The following is a 15,467-nucleotide window of genomic DNA, read 5'->3' as shown; positions in this document are numbered from 1 at the left end:
CCATGGACAGCCCCCTAGTCACGGCGTACCTGATTTCTGTCGGCTTCCTGCTCATGGGTGCCGGGTACTCCGTCGTGCTCGCTCGGCACAGCACGCAGCCGCGGGCCCAGTGGAGCTATGGTGCGCTGTGTGTGGTCTTCGCGCTGTTCCAGATGGGCAACGCCCTGCAATATTCAGCTACCGACTCGGCTGCCGCGCTGCAGGCACACCGCTGGCTGAACCTGTGGTCGCTGGTGGTGGTGCCGGTGTGCACATTCTTCTTCGAATCGCTGGCGTCGCGCCGGCCGCGCCTGCGGCTGACTGCAGCGGTCACCGCCGTCACGCTGGTGATCGTGGCGCACAACTTCACGTCCGACTATGGCTACCGCTTCAGCCAGCTGCACGCCGACCGGCTGGTGCAAATGCCCTGGGGCGAGTCGATCCGCCTGCTGTCGGGCACGCCGGACACCCTGTTCCACCTGCTGCGCCTGCTGACGCTGGGTTTGATGGTGGCGAGCCTGCCGCGCCTGCGCACGGGCCGCTACGAAGAGGGTGTGTGGCGCAAGCTGCCGTGGCTGGCCATGGGGCTGATGACCGTCAGCTCGGCGTTGGCCGCCTTGTCCGACATGGGCGTGCTGTCGCTTCCCTATGTGGCCGGCTTCGGCTTCCTGGTCATGAGCGTGCTCTTCCTCTGGGTGGTCATGCAGGACCTGGGACGCTTGCAAGTGCGTCCGCGCAAGCGTTCAGCCGCGCAGCTGCGCCCACCTGCTGCACCCGCCAGGCGCCGTTCCGTCGCGCAGCAACAACAGCAGCCGCAGCCCCAGGCGCAGCAGCAACAGCAGCCGCAAGCCCACCCTGCAGGCCGCATGGCGCGCCGGGCGCCTGACGCCGAAGACACCCGCTTTTCCGGCCTGACCGACCGCGCCGGCCTGCTGCGCCAGCTGACCCCGCTGCTGGACGAGCACCAGCGCAACGCCGCCTCGCTGGCCGTTTTCGTGTTCGACATCGACCGGTTCGACCTGATTTGTGCCACCCACGGCCATGCCGCTGGCGACGCCCTGCTGGCCCAGCTGGCCGGCCGCCTGCAGCAGGCGGTGCAGGGCCGCGACCTGCTGGCGCGCGGCCATGGCGCTACCTTTGCGGTGGTGTGCACCGGGCTGGCGCCACATGCGGTGTCACAGCGCCATGCGCAACTGGACAACGCCTTCGCCCTGCCCATCGCCGTCTTCGGCAAGGTGCTGAACGTGCGCGCCAGCGCAGGCGTAGCGCGCTTTCCGGGCGACGGCATGACAGCCGAGGCGGTGATGGACGCCGCAGAGCTGGCCCTTCACGAAGCCAAGACCACCGGCCGCAGTGGTAGCCCCCTCAAGACCTTCACCCCCGCGCTGAAAGACCAGCTGCAGGAACAGATGGAGCTGGAAGACGCGCTGCGCATGGCGCTCGAGCGCGATGAATTCGTGCTGCACTACCAGCCGCAGGTGCATGGCGAAACCGGCCAGGTGGCGTGCATGGAAGCCCTGGTGCGTTGGCAGCACCCGTTGCGCGGGCTGATATCTCCGCTGCGGTTCATCACGCTGGCCGAAACCAGCGGCGTCATCCACCGCCTGGGTGCGTGGGTGTTGAACGAAGCTTGCCGGCAACTCGCGCAGTGGCAGGCGCAGGGCCATACCGGCATGCGCATGGCGGTGAACCTCTCGGTACACCAACTGGAAGACGAGTCGCTCGAATCGCTCATCATGCAAACGCTGGCCCGCCACCGCCTGCAACCGGCTGACCTGGAGCTGGAGATCACCGAATCCGTGCTGATGTCGCAACTGGAACGCGCCACCGAGCGGCTGACCGCGTTGCGCGCCTTGGGCGTGCGGTTGTCCATCGACGACTTCGGCACCGGCTATTCGTCGCTGAGCTATCTGCGGCGCCTGCCGGTGCACGCCTTCAAGCTCGACCGGTCCTTCATTCGCGACGTCGACCTCAGCGGCCGCGGCCAGGCGGTGTGCGCCACCGCCATCGGGCTGGCGTTCGACCTGGGACTGGAGATCGTCGCAGAAGGCGTGGAGACCGTGCAGCAGGCCCAACTGCTCAAGCACTGGGGCTGCCACCTGCTGCAGGGCTACCTGTTCGCGCGGCCCATGCCGGCCGAGGCGGCGACCGCGTTCCTCGTCAGCGCCGCGTCGGAGCCGGAAGAGGTGGTGGAAGAAGTCCTGGTGGCCCCGCCGCAACTCAAGCTGGTCCGCGCAGCCTGACGAACTCGCTGGCTCCCGGCTGGCGCAGGCTGGCCGGCGTCTGCTGCAACGCCGGCCGATAATCGCCGGCAATCACACCTGGCGTTCCACCCGGGCCCCGGCCCTCTCAGGCCACGGGCACGACGCCGCCCGCTCGCCCCCGTTCTCCCGACATGCCCCCTACGTCCACACCCCCTGCCCCTCGGCCCAGCGCAGCGCAGCCCGGCACTGCCCCAGCCCGCCGCACTTGGCGCCAGTCATTGCGCGTCTACCGGGAGCCCGCCAGCCTGCGCATGCTGGCGCTGGGCTTTGCCGCCGGGCTGCCGCTCTTGCTGGTGCTGGGCACGCTGAGCTTCTGGTTGCGCGAGGCGGGCATCGACCGCACCACCATCGGCTACTTGAGCTGGGTGGGCCTGGCCTATGCCTTCAAGTGGATGTGGGCGCCGCTGGTGGACCGGCTGCCGCTGCCCTGGCTGACGCGCACGCTGGGCCGCCGCCGCAGTTGGCTGCTGCTGTCGCAGGCGCTGGTGATGACCGGGCTGGTGGGCATGGCGTTCAACGACCCGCGCGTGGCCCTGGCGCCCATGGTGTGGTGCGCGCTCTTCGTGGCCTTCGGCTCGGCCACGCAGGACATCGCGCTGGACGCCTTCCGCATCGAATCGGCCGATGCCGACAAGCAGGCCGCGCTGGCCGCCACCTACCAGACGGGCTACCGGCTGGCGATGATCTGGGCCGGCGCCGGCGTGCTGTGGGTGGCCGCGCGGGCCGAATCGCCCGCCGCTGCCGGCAGCTACCAGCACGGCGCCTGGCAGGTGGCCTACCTCGTCATGGCCGCGTCGATGCTGGTCGGCACGCTGACCGTGCTGCTCTCGCGCGAGCCCGCGCCGCGCCCGCTGCCGCCCGCACGCAACGCCGCCGAATGGCTGCGCGGCGCGCTCGTCGAGCCGTTCGCCGACTTTATCCGCCGATACCGCTGGCAGGCCGCGCTGCTGTTGGGGCTGATCGCCATCTACCGCATCAGCGACGTGGTGATGGGCATCATGGCCAACCCGTTCTATGTGGACATGGGCTACACCAAGGACGAGGTGGCGGCAGTCAGCAAGATCTTCGGCGTGCTGGCTACGCTGGCCGGCGCCTTCGTGGGCGGCGTGCTGTCCATGCGGCTGGGGGTGATGCGGGTGCTGATGCTGGGCGCCGTGCTCAGCGCTCTCAGCAACCTGCTGTTCGCGTGGCTCAGCACGCAGGGGCACGACGTGACGCTGCTGATGCTGGTGGTGTCGGCCGACAACCTCTCGGGCGGCATCGCATCGGCCGCGTTCATCGCCTACCTCTCGAGCCTGACGAACGTGCAATATTCGGCCACGCAGTACGCACTGTTCAGCTCGATGATGCTGCTGGCGCCCAAGTGGATCGCCGGGTTCTCGGGCCGCTTCGTCGACACGTATGGCTACCCGGAGTTCTTCGTCGGCACTGCGCTGCTGGGCTTGCCGGTGTTGGTGCTGGTGGCGCTGGCTTCCAGAGTCAAATTGGCCCCTGACGCTTGATATATAAGCGCTTATAGCTATATTTTTAATAGCAAAACATGACCATTGCACTCATCATCATCGACACGCAGTCCGCCCTGTTCGACCCCGCTCCGCGCCCGGCCGATGCCGATGCGGTCATCGCCCGCATCGATGCCCTGGCCGCCCGCGCGCGCGCAGCCGGCGCGGCGGTGATCTTCGTGCAGCACGAACACGCCGAGGGCATCGACGGCCCGCTGGTGCATGGCAGCGCCGGCTGGCAGTTGCAGAGCGACCTGCGGGTAGATAAAGAGGCCGACGCCTTCGTGCGCAAGACCACGCCCGACTCGTTCCTGCGCACCGACCTGTCCGACAAACTGCTGGCCAGCGGCGCCACCGAGCTGGTCGTCTGCGGCTACGCCACCGAGTTTTGCGTGGACACCACCGTGCGCCGCGCTGCGGCCCTGGGCTTTCCCATCACCATCGCCGCCAACGCGCACACCACGCACGACAAGCCCCATGCCAAGGCCGACGCCATCCGCGCGCACCACAACGGCACGCTGCCGTCGCTCCAGAGTTTTGGCACGCCCATTCGTGCCGTGCCGGCCGAATCGATTGACTTCGCAGCCGCACCGCCCGCCGCTTGACGCATAGGCAGGCGTTTACCTAACTTTACAGAGACTTCAACGCACCGAGATGCCCCGGCGCGACCATGAAGCCTCTGCATAAAACCCAACCCGACGCCCTGCCATGAGTTCCCAACTGCTGATGATCGAAGACGACACCCGCCTGGCCGAAATGGTGGGCGAGTACCTGGCCCAGTCGGGCCTGCAGGTCACGCACAAGGCGGACGGCGGCAGCGGCCTGGCGCACCTGCAGGGCGACGGCGGCGCCACGCTGCCCGACCTGGTGATCCTCGACTTGATGCTGCCCGACATGGACGGGCTGGAGGTGTGCCGTCGCATACGCTCGCTGCAAGGCGGCGCCGCCCAGGTGCCAGTGCTGATGCTGACCGCCAAGGGCGACCCGATGGACCGCATCATCGGTCTGGAGCTGGGCGCGGACGACTACCTGCCCAAACCCTTCGAGCCGCGCGAGCTGCTGGCGCGCATCCGCGCCATCTTGCGCCGCCGCGAAAACGGCGCGCGGCCGGCGCCCCAGCTGCTGCGCTTCGGCACGCTGGAGATCGACCGCGACGCGCGCACCGTGTCGGTGGGCGGCCAGCCGACCGAGCTCACCTCGTACCAGTTCGACCTGCTGGTCGCCCTGGCCGAGCGCGCCGGCCGGGTGCTGACGCGCGACCAGATCATGGAGGCCGTACGCGGCCGCGAACTGGAAGCCTTCGACCGCTCCATCGACGTGCACATGGGCCGCATCCGCGCCGCCATCGAGCAAGACGCCAAGAACCCGCGCCGCATCCTCACGGTGCGCGGCGTGGGCTACGTCTTCGCCAAGCAGCAAGACTGAAGGGCGCACTCGCATGTCCCTGGTCAGCCCGTTTTCACGCCGCCTCTACCTGCGCATCTGGCTGGCCGTCGTCGGCGGCGTGGCCGTGTTTGCGCTGCTGGTGGGGCTGGCCTGGCGCATTGCCGCCGAGCACAACGCACAGAACACCGCGCTGCCGCAAGGACGTGAGTTCGTCCTGCGCGACGCGGCCGGCAAGCCGGTGCTGCAGGGCCAGGCCCAGCGCCGGCCGGGCGATCGGGGCGAGGGCGTCGAATTCATGCTGGACGTGGACAACGGCGCTGCCTACACCTTGCAGATGTCGCCGCGTCAGCGCCCGCTCGGCCCCGACCGGCGCGATGCCGCTTTCTGGCTGCGCCCGCCCTTCGGCTTTCTGTGGATGCTGGCACTGGTGGGCATTGCGGTGACCGTGGGCGTGTTCCCCATCATCCGCCGACTGCTGCAGCGGCTGGAGCACTTGCAGCGCGGCGTGCAGCGCTTCGGCGAAGGCGATTTGTCGGTGCGCGTGGCCGAGCGCGGGCAGGACGAGGTGGCCGACCTGGCGCGGCAGTTCAACGCGGCGGCGGCGCGTGTGGAAACGCTGGTGAAGTCGCACAAGTCGCTGCTGGCCAATGCATCGCACGAGCTGCGCTCGCCGCTCACGCGCATTCGCATGGGGCTCGAATTGATGCAGGGCGACGCGCCCTCGCCCAGCTTTCGCGCCGAAATCTTGCGCAACATCGCCGAGCTGGACCAGTTGGTCGATGAAATCTTGCTGGCCAGCCGGCTCGACGCGCGCGAGGCCGACGTGGGCACCGTCGAGGTGGTCGACCTGATGGGCCTGGCCGCCGAGGAATGCGTGCGCGTGGATGCCGAACTGCAGGCGGGCGCCGGCACCGCAGCCGACGCGCTGGAAGTGCGCGGCGTGGCCAAGCTGCTGCGCCGCGCGCTGCGCAATCTGCTGGAGAACGCCCGCCGCTACAGCCAGGGCGACATCACCGTGACGCTGCGCAGCGTGGGCCAGCGGGTGGAGGTGAGCGTGTGCGACCAGGGTCCGGGCGTGCCGCCCGAGCAGCGCGAACGCATCTTCGAGCCGTTCTACCGGCTGCCGGGTGCCAGCGAGCGCTCCGGCGGCGTGGGCCTGGGGCTGGCGCTGGTGCGCTCCATCGCCCTGCGGCACGACGGCGAGGTGAAATGCACCGCCCGGCCGGACGGCGCGAACGGCGCGTGCTTCGTGCTGACCCTGCCGCGCGGCGGCTGAAGCGCCGCCTCCGGCTCAGCGCCTGGCCACCAGTGGCCAGCGCCGCGCCATCACCACCAGCACCCCCGCCCCCAACACCAGCGCGCCGGCCGCCACCGACAGGCCATCGACAAAGCCGCGCTGCGGCGTGGCTGCGCGGTGCAGCATCCACGCCACCATCGGCGGGCCGGCGATCTGGCCCACGCCGTAGGCCGCTGTCAGCAGGCCGGCAAAGCTGTCGCCGGCTGCCGGCCACAGGCGCCGCGCCTCCTGCAGCGCATAGAAGGTGATGGCGGTGAACGGCAGGCCCAGCAGCAGGCTGCCCAGCGCAAAGCCCGCCGCCTGCGGCCATGCCAGCCCCAGGCCGATGGCGGCGGCCTGCACCACATAGCAGCCGGCCAGCAGCCAGCGCCGGTCCCACGCGGCCGGGGTGCGGGTGGACAGCGCCGCGCCCAGCGCCACGCCGGCGCCGAACAGCGGCCAGAACAGGTCGGGCCAGGGCGAGCCCGCCGCCAGCGCTCCGCGCGCAATCACCGGCAAGAAGGTGGCGGTGACGATGTAGCCCAGCCCCGCCAGGCCGTACGCCAGTGCCAGCAGCGCCCGCGCCGGCGGGCCGCCCGGCGGCGCAGTGGGCGCTGCCTGCGTGGGCACGGCGCCGGCTGCAGGCGCGCCCTGCGCCGCGCCGCGCACCACAGGCCAGACGAGCGCGCACAGCACGGCGCTCAGCAGCCCGAACACCGCCCAGCCGGCCGCCGCCTGCCAGTGGGCGGCCACCATGGCGCTGGCCGACAGGCCGGTCAGCACGATGCCCAGCCCCGGCCCGCAGAAGATCAGCCCGCCCAACGCCGGCTGGCCCAGCGCCACCAGCCGCACCATGCACCAGGCCGACACGTTCAGGAACACCACGGCGCTGACGAAGCCCGCCGCCCCCCGCAGCGCCGGCCAGGCTGCCGCCACGGGCAGCGCCATGGCGCAGGTCAGCACCACCGTGGCCGCCAGTCCCCAGCGCGCCAGCCGCGCGCCCTGCCAGGCCCGCGCGGTGCGCGGCGCCACCCAGGGCAGCGCCATGCAGGCGAGCGCGCCGGCCAGGTAGCCGGCGTAGTTGACGGTGGCCAGCCAGCTGCCGCCCGCCAGGGTGACCACGCCATCGCGCAGCATCATCGGCAGCAAGGGCGTGAAGGCGAAACGGCCGATGCCCATGGCAGCCGCGAGGGCGGCCATGCCGGCCAGGGCGACAGCCAGCGGGCGATCAGCAGGTGAAACAGGGGTCATGCCGGGGCGCATTGATTATTCTCTTCAAGAGATTATTATTGGCACAAATCATCTCATAAAGAGAATAACGAATGGATCTGGCAGCCCTGGAAATCTTCCGCGCCGTCGCCCAGGAAGGCAGCGTGACCCGCGCCGCCGAGCGGCTGGGCCGGGTGCAGTCCAACGTGACCACGCGCATGCAGCAGCTGGAGGAACAACTGGGCGCCACGCTGTTCTTGCGCGAAGGCCGCGGCATGGCGCTGACGCCGGCCGGCGCGGCGCTTAGCGGCTATGCCGAGCGCCTGCTGGCGCTGGCCGAAGAGGCCCGCCAGAGCGTACACCCGGGCCGCCCCGGCGGGCGGCTGCGGCTGGGCGCCATGGAAAGCACGGCCGCCGCCCGCCTGCCCGCGCCCTTGGCGCAACTGCACGCGCAGTGGCCGGAGGTGCAGCTGGAACTGCGCACCGGCCCGTCCGGCCCGCTGGTCGACCAGGTGCTGGCGCATGCCAGCGACTGCGCCCTGGTCGCCTGGCCACCGCCGGGCGTGGACCTGGACGCGCCCATCGAGCGCACTACCGTGTTCACCGAATCGCTGTACATCGCCCTGCCCGCCAGCCACCCGCCAGTCACGCAGCCGGGCGACTTGCAGGTGAACACGCTGGCCGCCTTCACCAGCGGCTGCACCTACCGCCGCATGGGCGAAGACTGGATGCGCCAGCAGCTGCACGGCGCTGCGCTCCGCGTGCTGGAGCTGGCCTCGTACCACGCCATCCTGGCCTGCGTGGCTGCCGGGCGCTGCGCCGGCGTGGTGCCGCAGGCGGTGATCGAGCTGATGCGCGAGCCACCTGCGTTGCGCCTGCTGCCGCTGGGTGACTGCGACACGGTGCTGGTGCGCCGGCGCGGCTACCAGTCGGCCGCGCTGGATGCGCTGCTCCAAGCCTTACGGGGCGCCTGACGCCGCTCCTTTCTCTACCACCTCCGTCCCATCAGAGCCTTGCCATGACACAGCCACGCGCGCTCCCCGCCTCCGCACTTCTCGCCCGCCTGAGAATCGCCCTGCCCATCGTGCAAGGGCCCATGACCGGTGCCGACACCCCTGCGCTGGCCGCTGCCGTCTCCGACGCGGGCGGGCTGGGCCAGCTGGGCTGCGGCATGCGCTCGCCCGCCGCCATGCAGGAGGCCGCCGCCGAAGTGCGCCGCCTGACCGACCAACCCTTCGGCATGAACCTCTTCGTGCAGGACACGCCCACGCCGGGCGACGCCACGGTGCGCGAGGCGATGGAGCGGCTGGCGCCCCTGTACGCCGACTTCGGCCTGCAGCCCGCCGTGCCCGCGCATTGGTGTGAAGACTTCGCGGCGCAATTCGAAGCGCTGATAGCCGCGCGCCCGGCGGTGGCCAGCTTCACCTTCGGCATCCTCAGCGCAGCGCAGGTCCAGCGGCTGCACGCTGCGGGCTGCGTGGTGGTCGGCACCGCCACCACCGTGGCCGAGGCGCGCGCCTGGGCGGCCGTGGGCGCGGATGCGGTGTGCGCCAGCGGGGTGGAGGCCGGCGGGCACCGCGGTACCTTCCTAGAAGACTTTGAATCGAGCCAGGTGGGCACGCTGACCCTGGTGCCGCAATGCGTGGATGCCATCGACGTTCCGGTGATCGCCGCGGGCGGAATCATGGACGGGCGCGGCATTGCCGCTGCACTGGCGCTGGGTGCGCAGGCCGTGCAGATGGGCACGGCTTTTCTGGTCTGCCCTGAATCGGGCATCGGCGCCGCCTACCGCGCAGCGCTGGCCGGGGCGGGCGACACCGACACGCGACTGACCCGCGTGTTCTCGGGCCGGCCGGCACGCGGCATCGTCAACGCCACGATGCAGCGGCTGGCGTCCCATGAGGCCACGGTGCCGGCCTACCCGGTGCAGAACGCGCTGATGGGGCCGCTGCGCCGTGCGGCCGCCGCACAGGGTCGCGCGGAAGCAATTGCGCTGTGGGCCGGCCAGGGTGTGGCGGCGGCGCGGCCATTGCCGGCCGGGGAGCTGGTGGCGGTGCTGGAGCAGGAATGGCGCGCCGTAGCGAGCGCAACTGCCAAATATTAGCCAAATCGGCCTCTAGCGCTTATCCATCAAGCGCAGGCAGCTATTATTTTTATAGCAAACAGGTATTAGTGAGTGTGGTCGGCCATCAGCAGCCGGCCCACCACGCTGTCCGGCAGATACAGCCCCCGACCCAGGTAGTCGTCCAGCCGGCGCCGATCCGGGCCGCGCAGCTTGATGACGGGCGGCAACTCGCCCGCCACGCGTGAGAACAGCAGGCGCAGCTTCAGCGGCGTGCGGCGCCATTGCCCCAGCACGTGGTACTGGAACGGGCCATCTTCCGCATTCGAGAGGCACAGACGGTAGCCCCCGCGCTTGCGCATCACGTACTGCATGGCCAGGTGGATGCTGAGGTAGTCCGGCGCATCGATGTTCTGCCGCACCAGGTCGAACACGCCCTCTTCGCGCAGGCAGTCGATGTACTGCTCGCCGGTGCGGTTGATCGCCCGTGCGTTGAATTCCTCGAACGCGTCGGCGGCAAAGCGGCTGCCGGGCGGGGCAGCGAGAAACCAGCTTTCGACCACGGGGCAGTCGGCATCGGTGGTGAAGCGGCCCAGGTAGTAGGCCACCAGGTCGCTGCATTCCCGCTGCTGCGCCTCGATCACCCAGTCGAGCGATTGCGTGAGGATGGTGCTGGCATCGATCCAGATGCCGCCATGGTCACGCAGCAGCCGCAGGCGGATCCAGTCGGAGCGCTTGGCCGGGGCCACGCGGGCGAGCGCATCGGGCGCGTCGGGCACGTATTCGCGTAGCGCTGCATCGTCGAGCACCCGGATCTCGAAGCCCGGGTTCACCTGCCGCCAGTTGGCGATGCAGCGCTCGACGAGCAACGGCAGCGTGGGGCTGTTCCAGTAGGTCCAGACCACGCGCGGAATGGGTGCGGTCACCGGCGCACCGGGCACGCCAATCGGATAGCACCGCAGTGCAGCGGGCTGGTGCGGCTCCAGCGTGCGGCCGGTGGCTTGGCAGTAGCGGCGAATGGCGCCCGCCAGCCACAGCTCGGCGCGGTTCTTGAAAGTCAGCTGGGAAGGGGATCGGGCAGTCGTCATCGTGGTTGGTAAGCGTACCAGCGGCCCAGCCGCAGGCCGCGCATCCACCAGCCGCGCCACAGGTATTGCCGGCGCAGCGCTGCCAGCGGTATCGGAGACGCGGTGTCGAAGTCCAGGCGAAAACGCTCCGCAGCGGCCTGCCGCACCGGCAGCGGCTCCGCGGTGCCGATGCGGTGCAGGCTGCGCATCGCGCCGACCAGGTTGCGGGCGCATTGGTGGGCGAGTGCCAAGCGCAGGCGATCAGGCAAGCGGTCGGGCAGCGCGTCGTTCGGTTGCAGCGCGGCCCGCTCCGCTGCAAAAGCCAGCAACGAGCCCGACTGGTCCGCGGCCTTGCGCACGTTGGTGCTGGCCAGAATGCTGCCTTCGCGTTGTCGATAGGCGACCCAGGCTTGGGGCGCGTAATAGAAGCTGCGGGCGCGGCGGGCCACCAGCGGCATGGTGGCCATGTCTTCAAAGTAGCGCCCAGGCGGAAAGCGCAGGCCGTCGGCCCAGAGTGCGCGCCGCGAAATCTTGGACCAGGCATGCAGCTGCCCCGTCATCAGCAAACCGGCCGCCAGCGCGTCGCCGCCCTCCTGCGGTCCGCCGGAGGGGCCGTCGAACGTGGCGCGGTGGCGCTCGCCACGCAGCACGTGCTTGATCCGTTCGTGTCGGCGCCACACGCGGAAGTCGCACAGCACCACGTCCACCGCGTGCTGCTGCACGATGCGGCGCAGGCCGGCGATGGCGCCTGGCAGCAGCTTGTCGTCGGAATCCAGAAACCAGAGGTAGTCGCCCCGCGCGCTGTCGATCATGGTGTTGCGCGCCGCGCTCAGGCCGGCATTGGCGTCGTGCCGCAGCAGGCGCAGGCGCCCCGGCCAGCGCTCGGCCAGCGACTGCATCAGCTGGGCCGAGCTGTCGGTGGAGCAGTCGTCGAGCAGCAGCACCTCCACGCCCGCCGCGTCGTCGGCCGACTGGTCGAGTACGGACTGCACGCATGCCGTCAGGTAGTCCTCTACGTTGAAGACGGGAATGAGCACGCTCAGCCACGGGGCCGAGGGCGGGGTGGAGCTCGTCGTCATGGGCGTGTGCCAAAGGATGGGCTGCGGCCGTGCGCATCGCCCGCCATCACCTGGCGCAGCAGGGCTTCGTAGTGCTGCGTCATGGTCGGCAGGCCGTAGAGCCGATGGGCATCGAGCCGTGCTTGATGCGCCATGCGCTCGGCATGGGCCGGCTGTGTGAGCAGGCGCTCCAGCGCATCGGCCAGGGCCTTGGGGTCGCCGTGCGCGGCGAGCAGGCCGTTGCGCTCAGGCTCGACGACGTCCTGCACGCCCACCACGTCGCTGCCCACCACCGCACAGCCGGCGGCCATGCCTTCGATGAGCGCCAGCGGCATGCCCTCGTAGTGGGTGGAAAGCACATAGATCTGGTGCTGCATCAGCAGTTCGGGGACTGAATCGCAGTGCCCCAGGAATTCCACTTGGCCCTGCAAGCCCAGCTCTGCGCACAAGCGCTCTGCCGCGCGGCGCGCACCGGCCTTGCCGCCGCCGGCCAGCCGCACCGGTGGCGCCAGGCCACGGTCGCGCAGCAGCGCCACGGCCTTGAGCAGCGTGGCGTGGTCTTTCTGCCGGGCAAAGCGCGCGGACATCACGATGCCGGGCACGCGGTCGCTCCACCCGCGCTGGGCCGCGCTGGCGAAGGGTTCGAGCCGGATGCCGTTGGAGATGGCCTGCGTCTTGGCCGCCGGAAAACCGCGCTCGAGCAGGCTGCGGCGTACGCCCTCGGAGCAGCCGACGATAGCGTCGGTGCGGTCGCTGAGCCAGAGCGCCTGCCGCAGGCGCCAGGCGGTGTAGCGCTCCCGCGAGTTGTGCTCCACGTGCACCAGGTGTGGCACGCCCGCGATGAGCCCGGCATAGCGGCCCCAGAGGTGCTCGCTGAAGCCATGCGCCACCAACACGTCGGGCCGCCAACGCCGGCACAGCGCGGCCAGCTGCCACACAGTGGCTGCGTGCGCCCAGCCAGCGACGGCCTCGACGGCGAGCCCCTCGGCGCGCAGTGCTGCCACGCGTTCGGCCGACGTGGTGCGCTTGCGGCGCAGCACCAGCAGGGGCTGGAAATGGCCCGACGCGGCATGGGCGCGCACCAGGTCCACAGCCACCTGCGTCGCGCCGGAAAAGCCGCCGGTCACAAAGTGCAGTACCCGCGGCCGGGCCGGCGTGCCAGCGGCGGCGGCGGTGGAATTCATGCGCTGGCGGCGCCTCGGGCGTGGCGCTCCATGCCCAGAACCGCCCCCCACTGCAGCATGATCAGAAACAGGTAGGCCATGATTCCGCTGTTGTGCGCAAAGAAAACCTGCGTCAGGCCGAACCCCACATACAGCACCGGAACGCACAGCCCGCCCAGCCGCATCGCCAGCATGCGAGCCCGCCAGTCGGCCGGCATGCCTGCATGGCGCGCCAGACGGCGCCGGGTCGGCCAGAAGAGATAGATCGGCCAGCCGTACAGCGCCAGCAGCCAGGCCACACCGAGCGAGCCGGCCTTGACGAAGACGTCGAGCACTTCGTTGTGCGCGAACACGTATTCGCTGATGGACGGCTGGTAGAGCCCTGCAGCGACACGCTTTTCTTTCTCCAGCATGTAGCCCTGCGTGGTCCAGCCCAGCAGCGGCTTCTCGCGCCCCAGATCCCAGGCGAAACGCCAGTGCTCCAGGCGCTGCCCCACGGAGTTGCCGGCTTCGCGCTTGGCCTCGTAGATCTCCATTTCGTGCTCCATGACTTCCCAGCGCTTGACCATCATCTGATGGTTCAGCAAAGTCATGGTCACCAGCGCCACGGCCGTCACACCCAGGCATCGCCACATTTCCTTGCGGTTGAGCTGAAACAGCAGCAGCAGAACGACCGGTGTGCACAACAGGAGCGCGAGCCAACCGCCGCGCGACTGCGACAGCACCGACGCGTTGACCGCACCAAGCGCCGCCAAACCCGCCAGCACCACGCGCCACCGCCCTAGCTGTCTGCGCAGTGCGATGGTCTGCACCGCAAGGATGGCACCCAGCAACATCGCCAGGTTGCCCCACTGGATCGCATTGGTCCGGCCCGTGGGGAAGCCCGAGGCACGCGCTTGATCCTCAATAAACACCTGCCACAGTGCGACGACGCCGCAACCTACGCAGCCCACCAGCACCCCCCAGTAGAACGCCATGGGCCGGGGCGGAAACTGCGTGACGAAGAGCAGGCACCAGGCCGCAAGAAAGAACTTCATCGGGCGGTCCCATTGGTTCCACCCGGGCTCCGGAGCCGCCAGGATGAACCAGAACATGCCCATGACGACGACCACGCCCGCCAGCACCACGGTCTGAACGTCTGGCCTGCGCCGCACCCACTGCGGCAGGGTCGCTAGTGCCCCCAGCAATAACAGCACGGCTCCGTAGGAATAGCCGGACGATACGGTCAGCGCCAGGGCCGGCACAAGAAAGGCGGCTGCGGTGGCAACGCGGCGCGGCCAGGGGCCTGGGCCCAGCAGGGACAAAACAGAGGCGAGGGTCATCGGATTAGCACGTCGTGCTCCGCAGGCACGCAAACAGGATCAAAAGCGGTAACCGGGCGCTGCGTAGCTGCAGCCCACCGGCCATTTCTTTGGGGGTCGCCCTGGGCGGCGGATCGTAACGCAGCGCGGCGGTGCCAGAATGCCGGTCGTCGCGCCCCCGAGAAGTACCGACCCCATTGCATTCCATGACGATCCGCATTTCCGCCCGCGCCCTGCACACCGTCTATCGGCTGGTGAGTTGCTTGCGCCCGCGCTACGCCGTCACCTACCGCAATCGGCCCGAGGCCCTGCTGTTCGAAGGGCTCGAGAGCCCCGCTGGCGACGCAGCGCGGGCCAGGTCCGACATCGATGCCATTCCGCAGCGCATCTGGACCTATTGGGACTCCGAAACGGTCGATCCGCTGGTGGACCAATGCGTCGCCAACTGGCGCGCGCATTGCCCGGGCTTCGACGTGCAGGTCATCAACCGCCGCAATATGGGCAACTTCATCGCGCCAGCAGATCTGCCGCCCGGCTTCACGCAGCTGCATCCCACCAAGCAGTCGGACTGGGTTCGTCTGTATCTGGTGCGCCACCACGGTGGCTACTGGCTGGACGCCACCATTTTGCTGACCCGCTCGCCCCAGTGGATGGACACGTCGCGACTTTCTCGCGGAGCGCAATTCGTGGGCTTCTACCTGGACGGCTACACGCACGACGCCCGCTTCCCGATAGTGGAAAGCTGGGCGTTCGGTGCGCCCGCGCAGTCGCACTTCGTGGTGGCGTGGCAGCAGGAATTCCACCATGCGCTGATCGAGACCGGCACTGACGCCTACCTGGCGGCGCTGCGCGCGCGCGACGACGCCGCCACGCCGCTGCAAGGCATTCCAGACCCGGCCTATCTGCTGATCCACGTGGCCGCCCAACAGGTGCTGCGGCGCGCCAATGCCTTTCGCCTGGCGCTGTTCAAGGCCGAGGACACGGCGTTCTTCTATCAGCAGGCGCTGCGCTGGAAGTGGTACTTGCTGTACCCCCGCCTCTGCCTGGTTGCGGCCGAGCCCCAACCAGCGCCGCTGATCAAGCTGCGCGGTGGCGAGCGCCGCCATTTCGCTGCGCTGTTCGAGCAGCACGGCGGCCCTCAACCCGGCAGCATCTGGCAACGCGCCTGCAGCGATCCAGGCCCGGACAGGTAGCTGACCC

General features: G+C 69.7%; 13 protein-coding genes. 8 read left to right on the top strand and 5 right to left on the bottom strand.

Translation table 11 applies throughout. The features are described 5' to 3' along the window. The first annotated feature begins 2 nt into the window (after window positions 1-2). The 5 genes from RQI28_RS14605 to RQI28_RS14585 all read left to right on the top strand — a co-directional run bounded on the left by RQI28_RS14605 (window position 3) and on the right by RQI28_RS14585 (window position 6,407). On the top strand, window positions 3-2,222 hold the full coding sequence (locus RQI28_RS14605; RefSeq protein WP_311223393.1) for a bifunctional diguanylate cyclase/phosphodiesterase: 2,220 nt from the start codon (window positions 3-5) through the stop codon (window positions 2,220-2,222). Between the two features lie 152 nt (window positions 2,223-2,374). Next, the gene (locus tag RQI28_RS14600) at window positions 2,375-3,745 is read left to right on the top strand and encodes an AmpG family muropeptide MFS transporter (RefSeq protein ID WP_311223392.1); all 1,371 of its coding nucleotides are present in this window, start codon (window positions 2,375-2,377) and stop codon (window positions 3,743-3,745) included. 38 nt (window positions 3,746-3,783) lie between these two features. Continuing rightward, on the top strand, window positions 3,784-4,350 hold the full coding sequence (locus RQI28_RS14595) for an isochorismatase family protein (RefSeq protein ID WP_311223391.1): 567 nt from the start codon (window positions 3,784-3,786) through the stop codon (window positions 4,348-4,350). A 103-nt stretch (window positions 4,351-4,453) separates the two neighbouring features. Beyond that, window positions 4,454-5,170: a response regulator transcription factor gene (locus RQI28_RS14590; protein WP_311223390.1), complete on the top strand. Its 717-nt coding sequence runs from the start codon at window positions 4,454-4,456 to the stop codon at window positions 5,168-5,170. 13 nt (window positions 5,171-5,183) lie between these two features. Beyond that, the gene (locus RQI28_RS14585) at window positions 5,184-6,407 is read left to right on the top strand and encodes an ATP-binding protein (RefSeq protein WP_311223389.1); all 1,224 of its coding nucleotides are present in this window, start codon (window positions 5,184-5,186) and stop codon (window positions 6,405-6,407) included. 15 nt (window positions 6,408-6,422) lie between these two features. Here the strand turns inward: RQI28_RS14585 and RQI28_RS14580 are convergent, their stop codons facing one another. Beyond that, window positions 6,423-7,658: a YbfB/YjiJ family MFS transporter gene (locus tag RQI28_RS14580; protein WP_311223388.1), complete on the bottom strand. Its 1,236-nt coding sequence runs from the start codon at window positions 7,656-7,658 to the stop codon at window positions 6,423-6,425. A gap of 71 nt (window positions 7,659-7,729) precedes the next feature. On the opposite strand from RQI28_RS14580, the gene RQI28_RS14575 reads away from it, so the two are divergent. Both RQI28_RS14575 and RQI28_RS14570 read left to right on the top strand, forming a co-directional pair. Continuing rightward, window positions 7,730-8,590 (top strand): LysR family transcriptional regulator, encoded by an 861-nt coding sequence (locus tag RQI28_RS14575; protein WP_311223387.1) that lies wholly within the window; start codon window positions 7,730-7,732, stop codon window positions 8,588-8,590. Between the two features lie 44 nt (window positions 8,591-8,634). After that, window positions 8,635-9,720: a nitronate monooxygenase gene (locus RQI28_RS14570; RefSeq protein WP_311223386.1), complete on the top strand. Its 1,086-nt coding sequence runs from the start codon at window positions 8,635-8,637 to the stop codon at window positions 9,718-9,720. 65 nt (window positions 9,721-9,785) lie between these two features. Here the strand turns inward: RQI28_RS14570 and RQI28_RS14565 are convergent, their stop codons facing one another. The 4 genes from RQI28_RS14565 to RQI28_RS14550 are packed head-to-tail and all read right to left on the bottom strand — an operon-like array spanning window position 9,786 to window position 14,288. Then, on the bottom strand, window positions 9,786-10,766 hold the full coding sequence (locus RQI28_RS14565) for a capsular polysaccharide synthesis protein (protein WP_311223385.1): 981 nt from the start codon (window positions 10,764-10,766) through the stop codon (window positions 9,786-9,788). Next, entirely contained in the window at window positions 10,763-11,824 is a 1,062-nt protein-coding gene (locus RQI28_RS14560) for a glycosyltransferase family 2 protein (RefSeq protein ID WP_311223384.1), read from the bottom strand. Before RQI28_RS14560 ends, RQI28_RS14565 begins: the two co-directional genes overlap by 4 nt. Then, window positions 11,821-12,987: a glycosyltransferase gene (locus tag RQI28_RS14555; RefSeq protein WP_311223383.1), complete on the bottom strand. Its 1,167-nt coding sequence runs from the start codon at window positions 12,985-12,987 to the stop codon at window positions 11,821-11,823. Before RQI28_RS14555 ends, RQI28_RS14560 begins: the two co-directional genes overlap by 4 nt. Further along, entirely contained in the window at window positions 12,984-14,288 is a 1,305-nt protein-coding gene (locus RQI28_RS14550) for an O-antigen ligase family protein (RefSeq protein ID WP_311223382.1), read from the bottom strand. Before RQI28_RS14550 ends, RQI28_RS14555 begins: the two co-directional genes overlap by 4 nt. Before the next feature lie 185 nt (window positions 14,289-14,473). On the opposite strand from RQI28_RS14550, the gene RQI28_RS14545 reads away from it, so the two are divergent. After that, complete coding sequence (locus RQI28_RS14545; RefSeq protein ID WP_311223381.1) at window positions 14,474-15,460, top strand: capsular polysaccharide synthesis protein; 987 nt, start codon at window positions 14,474-14,476, stop codon at window positions 15,458-15,460. Window positions 15,461-15,467 lie beyond the last annotated feature (7 nt).

Source organism: Acidovorax sp. WCS2018Noco2-16 (assembly GCF_031843945.1).
Classification (GTDB): Bacteria; Pseudomonadota; Gammaproteobacteria; order Burkholderiales; family Burkholderiaceae_C; genus Paracidovorax.
The sequence above is the reverse complement of the archived record's forward strand: the minus strand, read 5'-3'. Positions and strand labels throughout refer to the sequence as shown.